Source organism: Novosphingobium album (ex Liu et al. 2023) (genome assembly GCF_029076845.1).
Classification (GTDB): Bacteria; Pseudomonadota; Alphaproteobacteria; order Sphingomonadales; family Sphingomonadaceae; genus Novosphingobium.
In genome coordinates this window covers 1-12,878 of the sequence record NZ_JARESE010000098.1, presented here as the reverse complement: position 1 = coordinate 12,878, position 12,878 = coordinate 1, and the positions used below count along the sequence as shown (strand labels likewise).

Below are 12,878 nucleotides of genomic sequence, written 5' to 3'. Positions count from 1 at the left end.
AGCAGCTTCTTTGCCGACGACCGTGGGCCGCTTTATCCGAGCGATACCAACGCCGCGATCCCCGCACCCGAGGCGAGAACCGATGCGAACAGGGGCGCCGCCGCCTTCCAACCCTGCCGGCGCGGCCCCGCGATCCCGAGTGCGAGCATGCCCTTGAACGCCGTGTTGGCGAGCACGGGAACGGCGAGCACCAATCCCGCCGTCTCCCCGTCGAGTATGGTCCGAGGCATGCCGGCCAAGGTGACGACCGCCGCATCGACATCCCACATTCCCGTCAGGCCCAGGACGACGACGATCCCCTGGTCTCCGAAGCGATCAAGCGCCCAACGCGCCGGGACGGCCATCACCGCAACGAGGCCTGCGAGAAGCAGCGCCGGCCCGAAATCGAGCGGGTTACCAAGCTTGACCTCGCCTGCGTGAGCTTCGGAACCCCGCGCCCGCAGGGCAAGGAGCGTCGTCACTCCCCCGACGATGAAGGCCGGGATCATCGCCAGGGCGAGCGACCGGCTTGTGTAAGGGACCAGCGCGATCGAGAGGATCTGGACCCGAACGAACATCACCAGCGACGCGAGCGCAATTCCCGCGATCAGCGGGCCTTCAGGACCGTCCTTCTGGCGCAGCCGGCGCGCGTAGGCTGCGGTGACGGCCGTCGAAGAGACGAGCGAACCGCACAGCGCCGTTATCATGATGCCCTTTTCCGCGCCCAGCCGGCGGGTTGCGACATAGCCCGCGAAGGAGAGACCGAGGACGACGACCACGACCATCCAGATCTTGCGCGGATTCCAGGCGTCCCAAGGACCGAGGTTCGCGTCGGGCAACAGCGGCAGAATGACGAGCGCGACGAGCGCGAAGCGGGCGATGGATTCCACTTCCTGCTTGGACATTCCCTTCAACATTGCATGGGCCTGGCCCCGCAGCGTGAGGATGAGTGTCGTCACGGCGGCCAGGGCGAGCGCTTCGCTCACCAACCCCTCTGCCGCGACAAAGCCCAACGCGAAGGTGATGATCCCGACGAGAGTGGTGGTGACCGAGAGGCTGCCTTGCCGGGCCAGCTCGCCGCGATATCCCAGAACCAGGCTCGCCAGGACGGCGAGACCGATCACGGCACCCAACAGCTCGGGAAGATGGCCCGCCAGCCCGCCAATGAGGCCGAGCAGGCCGAACGTGCGCAGACCGCTGACCCGGCTTCCATCGGACGCGTCACGCTGACGCCATCCGCGCTCGATCCCGATCAGGATGCCGACGGCAAGCGAAGCGGCCAGCGTTCGCAGCAATTCCGTGTCAGGGACGTTCACGAAACATGCCCGCGAAGGTTCGGCATTCCGGGCATGCGCGGAATCGGCGCCCTGCCGCCTTGGCGCCCGCACCCGTCATGCATTCGTCCGCATTCCATCTCCATCCGTCCAGCCAGGCACTTCGCATGACACCTGCCTAGCTTCGGCGGGCCCAGATGGGAATCCGCATCTGTTCCATGCCGCGGTCAGCCGGGTGTGTGTTGTCGAGCCAACCCTCGACGCTCTACGACTACGTAAAACACCCAAATGAAATGCTCTCCGGCACGGGGTAGCCAAATACCATCAAATCGGAGGGAAGAATGGCTATCAGGGACATCCTCGCCGTGGTCGATACCGGCGACAAGGACGAGCAGTTCCTGCGCGACGCGCTCGCCTTTGCCGAGTTTCACAATGCCAGCCTTTCATTCGTCGTCCTCTCGGCGCTCCCATCGGCCGACTATGCGCTGACGATCGCGCGGCCCTACGTCTTCCTTCAGGACTACACCGAAGCGGTCGAGGCCAAGCAGCAGCGTATCGCCAAGCTTGCTGGCGGCTCCCATGTCGAGCTCCGCACGATTTCCGACCAGCCGGCGGTCATCTTCACCAAGGCTGCGGTCTATGCGCGCTACGCCGATGTCGTCCTGTTCGGTCCTGCCGAGAACTACGACTATCCGCCGATCCGCCGCGAAACCATCGAGAGTATCTTGTTCGCCTCGGGCCGACCGGTCCTGATCGTGCCCAACGGGCACAAACCGCGCCCGATCGGACATCTCGCGATCGGCTGGAACGCCACGCGCGAGTCGACCCATGCCTTGCGCGCAGCGTCGGCCTTTGCCGCGCCGGGCGCCAAGATCGACGTGATCGTTCTCGATGCCAAGCCCTCGACCAAGGGGCACGGCTCGGAACCTGGCGCGGACATCGCCCGCCATCTCGCCCGCCACGGCTTCGCCGCGACGGTGGTTCCCGCCTGGGCGGACGAACTGTCGGACGCCAATGGGCTGGTGAAGGCGGCTCGCGAGCGCGGGGCGGCGCTACTGTCGCTCGGCGCATACGGACATTCGCGCCTGCGCGAAATGATCCTTGGCGGCGTGACCCGCGACCTGCTCGGCGGGGCGCCGATCCCGCTCCTGTTTTCGCACTGATCCCGCACGCCGGCACCAGAAGAGAGGCATCGACAATGTTGGGCGACATCCTGGACAGGCAAGTGACCCGTCACCCAGCTATTTCGATCGTCCAGCGTCTGTGAGACGCCCCGACGCGGGCCCGAATTTTCGATCAATCAGGGGGAAATGACGATGCTGAAGGACTTGGTCGCAATCGTGGACAATGGCGAAGCCGCGCGCAGCCTTATCCAGCGCGCCACGGCGTTCGCCGCCGCGCAGGACGCGCATCTCGCGATATCCTTGATGATGGATATCTTCGACAATGCCGCTGTGTTGCCGCCCTTCGACTATTATCCGGTTATCCTCGACCGCATCGATGAAGAAGAGCAGCGCCGTACCGAAGCGGTGAAGGCGGCGGTGAAGGACGAGGCCGTTCCCGTCGAGGTTCGTCCGGTTGCCGATGCCCTGGCCTATCTCGGCGGAGCGTCTCGTGTCGAAGGGCGTTATGCCGATCTTCTGTTGATCGGCGGCGCCTCGGCTTTCGAGAACCAGAAGCTCCGCCGCCGGAGCTTGCAGGCCGCCGTCACGGGATCGGGCGGTCCTGTCCTGTGTTTGCCCGACAACGCAAAGCTTGAGCGCGTGGATCGCGCCGTCCTGGGGTGGGATGCCTCCAAAGAGGCGCGCCGGGCCGCCCGTGACCTGATCGATGTCGTAAATCCGGGCGCCGTAATCGATATTGTCTGCGTCGATCCGGAATCCACCGCCGAAGGCCACGGTCCCGTACCCGGCTCGGATATCGCCCGCCATCTTGCCCGCCACGGCTTCAAGGTTGACGTTCATGTGCTCAGCGCGGCCGGCCGGCGCATTTCCACGGTTCTACAGCGCTTTGCAGCCGAGAACGGGGCCGATCTTCTCGCGATCGGCGCTTTTGCTCATTCGCGGATGCGCGATATCCTGCTCGGCGGCGTCACCCGCGACCTGATCGACGACGCATCGCTCCCGGTTCTTCTGTCGCGCTGAATGGGCAAGTGGTCCCGAGTGGCATTGGGGGCCTTTTCGGGAGCCTTTGGTGGTGGTGGTGCCACGTCTCGCAGGTCGCCCGGTCTACCCGGTACTGTTCGGCGCGCGGTTCCTGCATCGGCCGTAAACATCTCACCATGCGTGTGTATCCAACGGCGATTTCCCGAAGGCGGCGATGCCCGTAAGCTGCTGAGATGGGCCGGACGCAGCGCATCCGGCCCATCTCAAGCGATCACGCGGTTGGCGCCAGCGCTTGTGCGATCTGGTCCTTGATCGCCAGGCGGCGTTTGCGAAGCGCCGTCTCGTGATCCTGCGACGTCGGCTGGACATTCGTCTCAGCCAAGTGAATTTCGTCGTTCACCTCATCATAGTCGGCGAGCAACTGCGCAAAGTTCGGATCCGAGATCTTCAATGCATGGATGCTGTCCATCTGGCCTGGGAATTCTTCACCCAAGGTATGGGGGGTATTCGACATATCATACTCCGTTGGTTTTCATCCAAGCGTGATAAAAGGCCGTCGGGGGCGTGCCCATAAGGAGGTTCCCTAATCAGAGCGGGCCTCAGGGTTGGTCATTCCGGTGCTTTCGCTTCTCGCGATGCGACTGATAGGAACGCAAGATCTCGCCCATCCGCGCAAGCGCCTCCCGGCGTGCCGACGCGCTCTCGATGCTCTGCAGTTCCTTCTTCAGGTGGACCGAGAAATCGGCATAGTCGTTCTGCCAATCCCTCCCGACTACGCCTTGCAGTTCCGGATCTCCGGTCTTCAGCCGCTTGGCCGCTCCGCGGGGAGGCAGCGAATAGGTCTCGCCAATCCGCGGGGTGATGATCGACATCGCCGCATTCTCCGCCTGGAGCAGCCGCCGAAACGTCTCGATTGAACCGGCTTCGCCGTGGCTGAGGAAGAGACTGCCGTCGATCGGCTGGCGTCCCTTGATCCACCGCTGGAGGTCGTTCTGGTCGCCATGCGCCGAATAGCTGTCGATCCGCCGGATCTGGGCACGAACCGCCACATCCTGCCCCCATATGCGGACACGATTGGCGCCATCGAGGATCGTTCTCCCCAACGAACCGGCCGCCTGGAACCCGACGAACAGGATCGTCGACTCCCGCCTCGCGAGATTATGCCGAAGGTGGTGACGGATGCGCCCTGCTTCGCACATGCCGGACGCAGCCATGATGATCGCGCCCGACAGATCGTTCAGGCGCATCGATTCCATCGTGCTTCCGGTGTAATGGAACGAGGGATGGCGGAAAATCTCGTCCGAACCCATGTCTTCCAGCTCGCCGGCATGCTTTGCGAACACCTCGGTTGCTCGCGTCGCCAGCGGCGAGTCGATGAAGACCTGCGGATGCGCCAGGCGGCCCGTGTTGATGAGCGTCGCGATGTCGAGCAACAGTTCCTGGGTCCGTTCGAGCGCGAAGACAGGTATGACGAGATTGCCCCCGCGCGTGAGCGCCGCCTTGATTTCAGCCTCGAGCAATGTCCGCCGCTGCTCGATCGTCACATCCTCGCGAATGCGATCGCCGTAGGTGCTCTCGCAGATCACATGGTCCAGGCCGGCAGGCCCTTCGGGATCGGCGTGGAACGCCTTGTGATCGGGGCCGAGATCCCCGGAGAAAAGCAGACGGGCACCGCCTACCTCGAGTTCGACGGATGCGGATCCCAGGATGTGTCCGGCATTCCAGAGCCGGGCCTTGAATGCCGCCGCCGCATCGAACCATTGGTTCAGTGCGACCGTCTCGATCTGCTCATAGGCTGCCTTTGAGTCGGCCTCGGTGTAGATCGGCTCGATCGGTACCTCGTCGCGCCGATCCTGGCGTCGATTGCGCCGCTCGGCCTCGCTCTCCTGGATGCGGCCGGCGTCAGGCAGCATGTAGTAGAGGAGGTCACGCGTATGCGCCGTCGCGTAGATCGGCCCACGATATCCCTCCGCGACGAGCTTGGGCAGCAAGCCGCTATGGTCGATATGCGCATGTGTCAGGATCACCGCGGTAAGCCGGCGAACATCGAACGAAAAGGGCTCGCGATTGAGACCTTCCAACGTGCGCGATCCCTGGAACAATCCGCAATCGATGAGGACCGTTTGCCCATCATATTGCAGCTCCATGCACGATCCGGTGACGGTCCCCGCCGCGCCGTGGAAGGTAATCTTGGGCTCTTTGCTCATCGGCGCACTCCGCTTCAGCTCGATCTGCTTTTCAGGCAACCCTAGTGGCCGCAAAGGCTCCGGCTATGCGAGAATTCCCGTAGCGCGAGGTCTCGCCCAATGGTCATACGGACCGGGAGCCTGAAGCGCGCACAGGCGCCCCGCGCGCCCACCCCGGAAGCCTAGTGCGACAGGAAGATCGGCAGCTTCGGGGCCTCAAGCACCGAGCGCGTCGCGCCGCCGAGCACGAACTCGCGCACCCGCGAATGACCATATGCGCCCATGACGAGGAGGTCGCCGCCCGACCGCTCGCAAAAGGACTGGAGGACCAGGCCGGCATCTGAGCCGTCGGCGGGGATCTCGATGGCTTCGGCGGCGACATCGTGCCGGCCGAGATGACGAACGACGTCGGAGACCGGCGCGGCCTTCGACAGGTCCTTGTCCTTGGTCACGCTGGCGATGGTGACCTTGCTCGCCGCGCGGCAGAAGCTCAGGGAATCCGCCAAGGCTCGCGCCGCGGCACGGCTGCCATCCCAGCCGATCACGACATGATCGAACCGGAGCGGAGCGCCGCCGGGCTCGGGAAGCAGTAGCACGGGCCGACCGGCCTCGAAAATCAGACCCTCCGTCATCGCGATGGTATTCTGATGGCCGTAGACCGGCACGACGATCAGATCATAGGCGCACGCTTTCGCGGCGAGCTGCCAGTGCGTGACCGAGCCTGGGCACCGGATGAGCAGTGTCTCCCCAACAAGGTCAGCGCCAACGGTCGACGAGAATTGCGAGAGCAGCGTCTTTGCATTTTCGGAACTCTTGTGGTTCTCAGCCGCGATCATGCCATCGGCATTGACCAGCTTGTTGGCGAGCCAGTTGGAAACCGGAGGAATATAGACCTCACAAACCCCGGCCGAGAGCCTGGCGCCGCAACCCTGCGCGAGCGAGACGGCAGCCTCCAGCGCCCAGCCCGGTGTCGGCTCGGGATAGCTGTTCATCTGCAGAATGATGTCGCGCACAGGCATATATTTCTCCGCTTGTTAAGCAGCCTATGACAGGACCGTCGAAGTGAGCCGATCCGTAGTTTCACGGAGGGCAAGACCGGCCGATTTCCACCGCCAGCGCGCTGCGAACCTTGTCCGTCCGTTCGAACGGCAGCCGTTGGAGAGCAGAGCGACATAGCCGCCTCGCTTGCCGCATTGCAGGGATCATAGGCCCCTTGACTCTGACATGGTGTCAACCTCCAGATTGCCATGCGATGGAAGGAGACCGTTGATGACCGAGTCGAAACACGGCGCGCATTCCGGGGGCCATAGCTGCTGCGCGAGCCATGACGCGCATACCGCCGGCCCAGTGACCGATCCCGTTTGCGGGATGACCGTCGATCCCGGGAAAACCGTGCATCATGCCGCCCACGCTGGCCAAGACTATCATTTCTGCAGCGCCGGCTGCCGGACAAAATTCGTCGCAAACCCGGAGGCCTATCTGGACAAGCCCGCGGTCTCTGCCGTGCAAGTCCCTGCAGGGACGATCTGGACCTGCCCGATGCATCCCGAGATCCGCGAGGACCAACCCGGCGCCTGTCCGATCTGCGGCATGGCGCTCGAACCTGAAATGGTGACGGCCGACACCGGGCCGAGCGCCGAGCTTGTCGACATGACGCGGCGCTTCTGGATCGCCCTGGTGCTGGCTTTGCCGGTCTTCATTCTCGAAATGGGCGGCCACCTCTTCCCGGCGCTCCATCATCTGGTGCCGATCAAGATCTCGATCTGGATCCAGTTCGCACTGGCGACGCCGGTCGTGCTGTGGGCGGGCTGGCCCTTCTTCGAGCGTGGCTGGGCTTCGCTCAAGACGCGCAATCTCAACATGTTTACGCTGATCGCCATGGGGACCGGCGTCGCCTGGTCCTACAGCGTTGTCGCGACACTGGCGCCCGGCATTTTTCCGGCCGCCTTCCGCACCGCCGATGGATCAGTCCCTGTCTATTTTGAAGCGGCCGCCGTGATCACCGTGCTGGTGCTGCTGGGGCAAGTCCTCGAACTGCGCGCGCGCGAACGGACCTCCGGGGCGATCAAGGCCTTGCTCAACCTGGCGCCAAAAACAGCGCGCCGCATTGCCGACGATGGCAGCGAAGCGGAAATTCCGCTCGACGAGGTCGCGGTGGGAGACCGGCTGCGCGTGCGCCCGGGTGAAAAGGTCCCGGTCGACGGCGTCGTCGAGGAAGGGCGTTCCGCGATCGACGAATCGATGGTGACGGGCGAATCCATGCCGGTCACCAGGACGATCGCCGACGCGGTGATCGGCGGCACGATCAACCAGAGCGGCGCTTTGGTGATCCGGGCCGACAGGATCGGACGCGACACCATGCTGGCGCGCATCGTCCAGATGGTCGCCGACGCACAGCGATCTCGGGCGCCGATCCAGCGCATGGCCGATCAGGTCGCCGGCTGGTTCGTGCCGGCGGTGCTGGCAGTCGCGGTTATCGCGTTCGGCGCATGGGGCATTTGGGGACCGGAGCCGCGTCTGGCGCACGGTCTGGTCGCGGCGGTGGCGGTGCTCATCATCGCCTGCCCCTGCGCGCTGGGACTTGCGACGCCGATGTCGATCATGGTCGGCGTCGGTCGCGGCGCTGGGCTCGGTGTCCTCATCAAGAATGCCGAGGCGCTGGAGCAGATGGAGAAGGTCGATACGCTGGTCGTCGACAAGACCGGCACGCTGACCGAGGGCAAACCCGCCGTCACCCGGATCATTGCCGCGGATGGTTTCGCGGAAACGGAACTGCTTCGCATCGCTGCTGGTGTCGAACGTGCATCGGAACACCCGCTTGCACTCGCGATCGTTGACGCGGCCGTCGCTCGGAACATCGAGATTCCCGCTGTGGCGGACTTTGACTCACCGACCGGCAAGGGTGCCCTGGGCAGCATTGAGGGCCAGCGCGTCACGCTCGGCAATGCCCGCTTTCTGGGCGAAGCCGGGATCGATACCAGCGCGCTTGCCGCCGAGGCCGACGCGCTTCGCGCGGATGGCGCGACCGCGATCTTCATGGGGCTGGATGACCGGGCCGTGGGGATCTTCGCCATCGCCGATCCGATCAAGCCGACAACGCCGGAGGCGTTGGCCGCCCTGCGCGCCGACGGCATCAAGGTGGTGATGCTGACTGGCGACAACCGTACCACGGCCGAAGCGGTCGCTCGCCGCCTGGGCATTGATGCGGTGGAGGCCGATGTGCTGCCCGACCAGAAGGCGGATGTCGTCGCGCGGCTGAAGCAGGAAGGGCGTGTCGTCGCGATGGCGGGCGACGGGGTCAATGATGCACCGGCATTGGCGGCGGCCGACGTCGGTATTGCGATGGGGCATGGCACCGACGTCGCCATGGAGAGCGCGGGCGTGACCTTGGTCAAGGGCGATCTCAACGGCATCGTTCGCGCCCGCCAGCTCAGCGAGGCGACGATGGCCAATATCCGGCAGAACCTGTTCTTCGCCTTCATCTATAACGCGGCGGGCGTGCCGATCGCGGCCGGATTGCTCTATCCGGTCTTCGGCATCCTGCTGTCGCCGATGATCGCGGCCGCGGCGATGGCGCTGTCGTCGGTCAGTGTCGTCGCCAATGCGCTGCGCCTAAACCGGGTGAAGCTGTGAACATCGGCGCGGCCTCGCAGGCGAGCGGCGTCTCGCAGCGGATGATCCGGCACTACGAGAAGATCGGCCTCATTCCCCCGCCGGCACGCCGGGACAGCGGCTATCGCGACTATGCCGACGCCGATGTCCACCGCCTGCGCTTCATCGCCAATGCGCGCGACCTCGGCTTTCCGATCGAGGAGATCCGCGGTCTCCTCGGTCTTTGGGACAACAGGCAGCGGGCCAGCGCCGAGGTGAAGGCCCTTGCCGTCGCCCGCGCAGAAGAATTTGGCCGGAAGGCCGAGGCGCTTCAGGCGCTGCGCCGAACCCTGCTGGAACTGGCCGACCGCTGTCACGGCGATGACCGGCCCGATTGTCCGATCATCGAACGCATGTCGGGAGAGGGGTGAGAAGCGCGCATCGCGCGATACCTTCCCTGCAGCTCGATGCGACGCCGCACGCGGCAACAGCGTCAATGAAAGGGAAGGGGGGAGCCGAGCTGGTGTCCGGGCTGGTCCGGACGCCAGATGGAGCTCTTCCCATGACCACTTCCGTGAAGCTTGCGAAGCTTACGCTTTCGCCGATCAACGTCCGCAAGCGGCCCGACGATCTGCTCGAGATCCCGCAGATGGCCGCCGACCTCGAGGCGCGCGGCGTCCTCCAGAACCTGCTCGTCACGCCCGTCAAGAAGCCGCGCGGCACCTTCGAGGTGTTCGATGGCGGCCGCCGCCTGCGCGGCCTGCTCATGCTCGCCGAGCGGGGCGTCATCGATCCCGACACCTACGACGTGCCCGTGAAGGTCCTGGTCGGCGACGAGGCGACCCTGTCCGAAACGTCGACCGCGGCCAACTTCCATCAGCTCAAGATGACGCCCGCCGAGGAATGCCGCGCGTTCCAGTATTTCATCGGCCTCAATGGCGACATCGACGGCGTCGCCAAGCGCTTCGGCCTGACGCGCCGCTTCGTCGAAGGCCGTCTGCGGCTCGCGACGCTGGCCGAGCCGATCTTCGAGGCGCTCAGTGAGGGCACGATCACGCTCGATGTCGCCAAGGCCTACGCCTCGACCGAGAACCAGGAAAAGCAGCTCCTCGTCTGGAACACCTACGGCACGGGCTACGCCAATGCCGACACGATCCGCCGTGTCATCGCCAACGAGACGATGAAGTCGAACGATCCGGTCGCCATCCTGGTCGGCGAGGACCGCTATGTCGAAGCCGGCGGCAAGATCGACCGCGACCTCTTCAGCGACAGCGGCGACAAATGGGTCAACCCCGAGATCGCGCAGCGGCTCGCGGCCGACATCATGGAAGCGGAGGCCAAGCGGATCGGCGAAGAGCGCGGCCTTGCATGGATCCGCCCGATCGCGTCGAACTACACGCACAGCGCCGCGGCCGGCCTCTACCGCGTCATCCTGCCGGCGCCCGATCTCACCGAAGAGCAGCTGGCCCGTCTCGACGCGATCACGCAGCGGCAGGAGGCCATCGCCGAGGAGATGGACGACGAGATCATCACCGAGGAAGCCTACAAGGCGCTCGACCAGGAATATGACACGCTCTCCGAAGAGGAGCATGCGATCCACAATGTGGCGCCGGTGCTGCCTGACGAGATCAAGCCCCTGGTCGGTGCGTTCCTCAAGCTGACGCCCAAGGGTGAGATGGTCCTCGATACGGAATATTACAGCGAGGAGCCCGTTCAGGTCGGCGGTTCGGATGACGAGGCCGGGGGCGACGAGGACAGCGGCACCAGCGGCCGGGCCGGCGGCACCGGGCGGGAGCACGCGTCCCCGCCGCCTCGTCCGGAGGCCGTGGCCCCCGGCGGCAAGCCGCTCAGCGCGCGGCTCTATGACGAGCTCGCCATGCAGCGGCGCGACGTGCTCGCCGCCACACTGCTCAGCCATCCGGCGCTCGCGCTCGACTATGCGCTCTTCGTCATGATCGACGACCGGATGAGCACCTTCAGTGCCTATGGCTCGACCATCCGCGCTCGCTCGCCGCAGGATCCCGTGTCCGGTGAACAGCCTTCGACCCGTGCCCGCGGCTATCTCGCCGAGGCCCATGACGGGCTCGATGCGAGCTGGACCGAGCACAAGTCGGAGGTCGAGCGGTTCGAGGCGTTCCGCGCGCTCGACGACGACGGCAAGGCGGCCTGGCTCGCCTATATCGTCGCGATGTCGCTCGAGGCGAAGCCGAGCTATCGCGCCGAGCAGTGCCCGTTGCACAACCGTCTGGCGACCATCATGGAAGTCGATGTCGCCAGCTGGTGGCGTCCGACCTCGGAGAACTTCTTCGACCGGGTCAGCAAGGGCTCGATCCTGACGCTCCTCGCCGACGTCGGCGGCGCCGCGCTCACCGCGCGCCACGCCACGATGAAGAAGTCCGAGATCTCGGAATCGTGCGCGAAGCTCTTCGCCGGCGAAGCGATCGTCGAGCCCGAGGTTCGCGACGCGGCGCTCGCCTGGGTGCCGAACGCGATGAAGTTCCTCGACCAGGCCGAAGCCGACGATCTCGAGGTCGCCGAAGACGATGCCGAGGCGCAGATGGACGATGCGGAGATCGTCGAAGCTGGCGAGGGCGAGGTGGCGGAGACGGTTTCCCCGAACGAGACCGACACCGCGCAACCGCTGGCTGATCAGGACGCGCTCGCCGCCTGATCCTTGTCGCCTCCTGGATGTCTGACCGCCGGCGCTCTCCAGGCGTCGGCGGTCCTTTTTCCCTTCCACTCGGGAGTTCTCGCCATGCCAGTCTCTCGGCGTTCGAGCCGCGACGTCGCCGCGGAAATCACCGACCTCATCATTCGCAAGCTCGAGGAAGGCGTTCCGCCCTGGTCGCGGCCCTGGCGATGCAGCGGCGCCGGCGGCCGCCCCCTGCGTCACTGCGGCACGCCGTACACGGGGATCAACACGCTCTATCTCTGGGCGCTGGCCGACGCGATGGGCTATCGCTCGCGCTTCTGGATGACCTATCGGCAGGCCGAGGCGCTTGGCGCCAACGTCCGGCGTGGCGAGACCGGCGCTGTCTCGGTCTATTACTCCTCGTTCAAGAAGCGCGAGGAGCACCCGGAAACGGGCAAGGAGGTCGAGCGGAATATCCGTTTCCTGCGTCATTACATCGTCTTCAACGCCGACCAGATCGATGCGCTTCCCACCTGGTTCTACGCGTCGGCGGAGCCGGACGTCCCCGTGGCGCCATCGACGCGCCAGGCCGCGATCGACGCCTTCTTCGCCGCGATCCCGGCCGACGTCCGGCATGGCGGTGACCAGGCCTACTTCACGCCGACCTTCGACCATATCCAGCTGCCGAACCGCACATCGTTCCGCAGCATGGATCACTACGCGTCGACCCGCTGCCATGAGACCGTGCATAATGCCGTAACCCGGATTATGCCGCATGGCGTTGGCCAAGACCTTGTTTTCCGGCCATCCACCATGCGGCACCTCGGCATAATCAGAGCCCTTCGAGGAACGCGAGGAGATGATCGTCGGGCTGGAACCGGCCTGTCGGCACATCCGGAGCGGCGACGCGCGCGAGTGCCTTTTCTTTCAAGCGCATGTCGGCGTGGATGTAGACCTGCGTCGTTTCGACCGATTCATGACCGAGCCACAGCGCGATCACGGCCTGATCGACGCCATGGTGGAGTAGGTTCATCGCCGTACTGTGGCGCAGCGTATGCGGTGTGACCCGTTTTGCGCCGATGCTTGGGCATGTGCGCGATGCCGTCAGGCA

General features: G+C 65.1%; 10 protein-coding genes and 1 pseudogene. 6 read left to right on the top strand and 5 right to left on the bottom strand.

Annotated elements, in window-relative coordinates; translation table 11 throughout:
- Positions 1 to 32 precede the first annotated feature (32 nt).
- Positions 33 to 1,295 carry an MgtC/SapB family protein gene (locus PYV00_RS23495; RefSeq protein WP_275230771.1) on the bottom strand — a complete coding sequence of 421 codons (1,263 nt, stop codon included), beginning with the start codon at positions 1,293 to 1,295 and terminating at the stop codon, positions 33 to 35.
- A 299-nt stretch (positions 1,296 to 1,594) separates the two neighbouring features.
- Here PYV00_RS23495 and PYV00_RS23490 point away from each other — a divergent pair, with 299 nt between their 5' ends.
- Positions 1,595 to 2,416, top strand: coding sequence for a universal stress protein (locus PYV00_RS23490; RefSeq protein WP_275230770.1), 822 nt, complete (start codon positions 1,595 to 1,597; stop codon positions 2,414 to 2,416).
- 147 nt (positions 2,417 to 2,563) lie between these two features.
- Positions 2,564 to 3,397 (top strand): universal stress protein, encoded by an 834-nt coding sequence (locus PYV00_RS23485; RefSeq protein ID WP_275230769.1) that lies wholly within the window; start codon positions 2,564 to 2,566, stop codon positions 3,395 to 3,397.
- A 232-nt stretch (positions 3,398 to 3,629) separates the two neighbouring features.
- On the opposite strand, the gene PYV00_RS23480 is transcribed toward PYV00_RS23485, so the two are convergent.
- From PYV00_RS23480 to PYV00_RS23470, 3 genes are all read right to left on the bottom strand, one after another.
- A complete protein-coding gene (locus PYV00_RS23480) occupies positions 3,630 to 3,872 on the bottom strand; it encodes a YdcH family protein (protein WP_275230768.1) in 243 nt (80 codons plus the stop codon).
- Between the two features lie 85 nt (positions 3,873 to 3,957).
- Positions 3,958 to 5,565 (bottom strand): MBL fold metallo-hydrolase, encoded by a 1,608-nt coding sequence (locus PYV00_RS23475; protein WP_275230842.1) that lies wholly within the window; start codon positions 5,563 to 5,565, stop codon positions 3,958 to 3,960.
- Between the two features lie 161 nt (positions 5,566 to 5,726).
- Positions 5,727 to 6,563, bottom strand: coding sequence for a universal stress protein (locus PYV00_RS23470; RefSeq protein ID WP_275230767.1), 837 nt, complete (start codon positions 6,561 to 6,563; stop codon positions 5,727 to 5,729).
- Positions 6,564 to 6,813: 250 nt separating this feature from the next.
- Here PYV00_RS23470 and PYV00_RS23465 point away from each other — a divergent pair, with 250 nt between their 5' ends.
- The 4 genes and pseudogenes from PYV00_RS23465 to PYV00_RS23450 form a co-directional block, all read left to right on the top strand.
- Positions 6,814 to 9,177 carry a heavy metal translocating P-type ATPase gene (locus tag PYV00_RS23465; protein WP_275230765.1) on the top strand — a complete coding sequence of 788 codons (2,364 nt, stop codon included), beginning with the start codon at positions 6,814 to 6,816 and terminating at the stop codon, positions 9,175 to 9,177.
- The gene (gene cueR, locus PYV00_RS23460) at positions 9,174 to 9,566 is read left to right on the top strand and encodes a Cu(I)-responsive transcriptional regulator (protein WP_275230764.1); all 393 of its coding nucleotides are present in this window, start codon (positions 9,174 to 9,176) and stop codon (positions 9,564 to 9,566) included. Before PYV00_RS23465 ends, cueR begins: the two co-directional genes overlap by 4 nt.
- A 131-nt stretch (positions 9,567 to 9,697) precedes the next feature.
- Positions 9,698 to 11,806, top strand: coding sequence for a ParB/RepB/Spo0J family partition protein (locus PYV00_RS23455; RefSeq protein ID WP_275230841.1), 2,109 nt, complete (start codon positions 9,698 to 9,700; stop codon positions 11,804 to 11,806).
- Positions 11,807 to 11,890: 84 nt separating this feature from the next.
- A pseudogene (locus PYV00_RS23450) lies at positions 11,891 to 12,517 on the top strand (ArdC family protein); the annotation flags it as partial.
- 82 nt (positions 12,518 to 12,599) lie between these two features.
- Here the strand turns inward: PYV00_RS23450 and PYV00_RS23445 are convergent.
- The gene (locus PYV00_RS23445) at positions 12,600 to 12,800 is read right to left on the bottom strand and encodes a tyrosine-type recombinase/integrase (RefSeq protein ID WP_275230840.1); all 201 of its coding nucleotides are present in this window, start codon (positions 12,798 to 12,800) and stop codon (positions 12,600 to 12,602) included.
- Positions 12,801 to 12,878 lie beyond the last annotated feature (78 nt).

Coding starts and splice junctions, on each gene's coding strand:
- PYV00_RS23490 (WP_275230770.1), top strand. CDS start 1,595: ATGGCTATCAGGGACATCCTCGCCGTGGTCGATACCGGCGACAAGGAC.
- PYV00_RS23485 (WP_275230769.1), top strand. CDS start 2,564: ATGACGATGCTGAAGGACTTGGTCGCAATCGTGGACAATGGCGAAGCC.
- PYV00_RS23480 (WP_275230768.1), bottom strand. CDS start 3,872: ATGTCGAATACCCCCCATACCTTGGGTGAAGAATTCCCAGGCCAGATG.
- PYV00_RS23475 (WP_275230842.1), bottom strand. CDS start 5,565: ATGAGCAAAGAGCCCAAGATTACCTTCCACGGCGCGGCGGGGACCGTC.
- PYV00_RS23470 (WP_275230767.1), bottom strand. CDS start 6,563: ATGCCTGTGCGCGACATCATTCTGCAGATGAACAGCTATCCCGAGCCG.
- PYV00_RS23465 (WP_275230765.1), top strand. CDS start 6,814: ATGACCGAGTCGAAACACGGCGCGCATTCCGGGGGCCATAGCTGCTGC.
- PYV00_RS23455 (WP_275230841.1), top strand. CDS start 9,698: ATGACCACTTCCGTGAAGCTTGCGAAGCTTACGCTTTCGCCGATCAAC.
- PYV00_RS23445 (WP_275230840.1), bottom strand. CDS start 12,800: ATGAACCTACTCCACCATGGCGTCGATCAGGCCGTGATCGCGCTGTGG.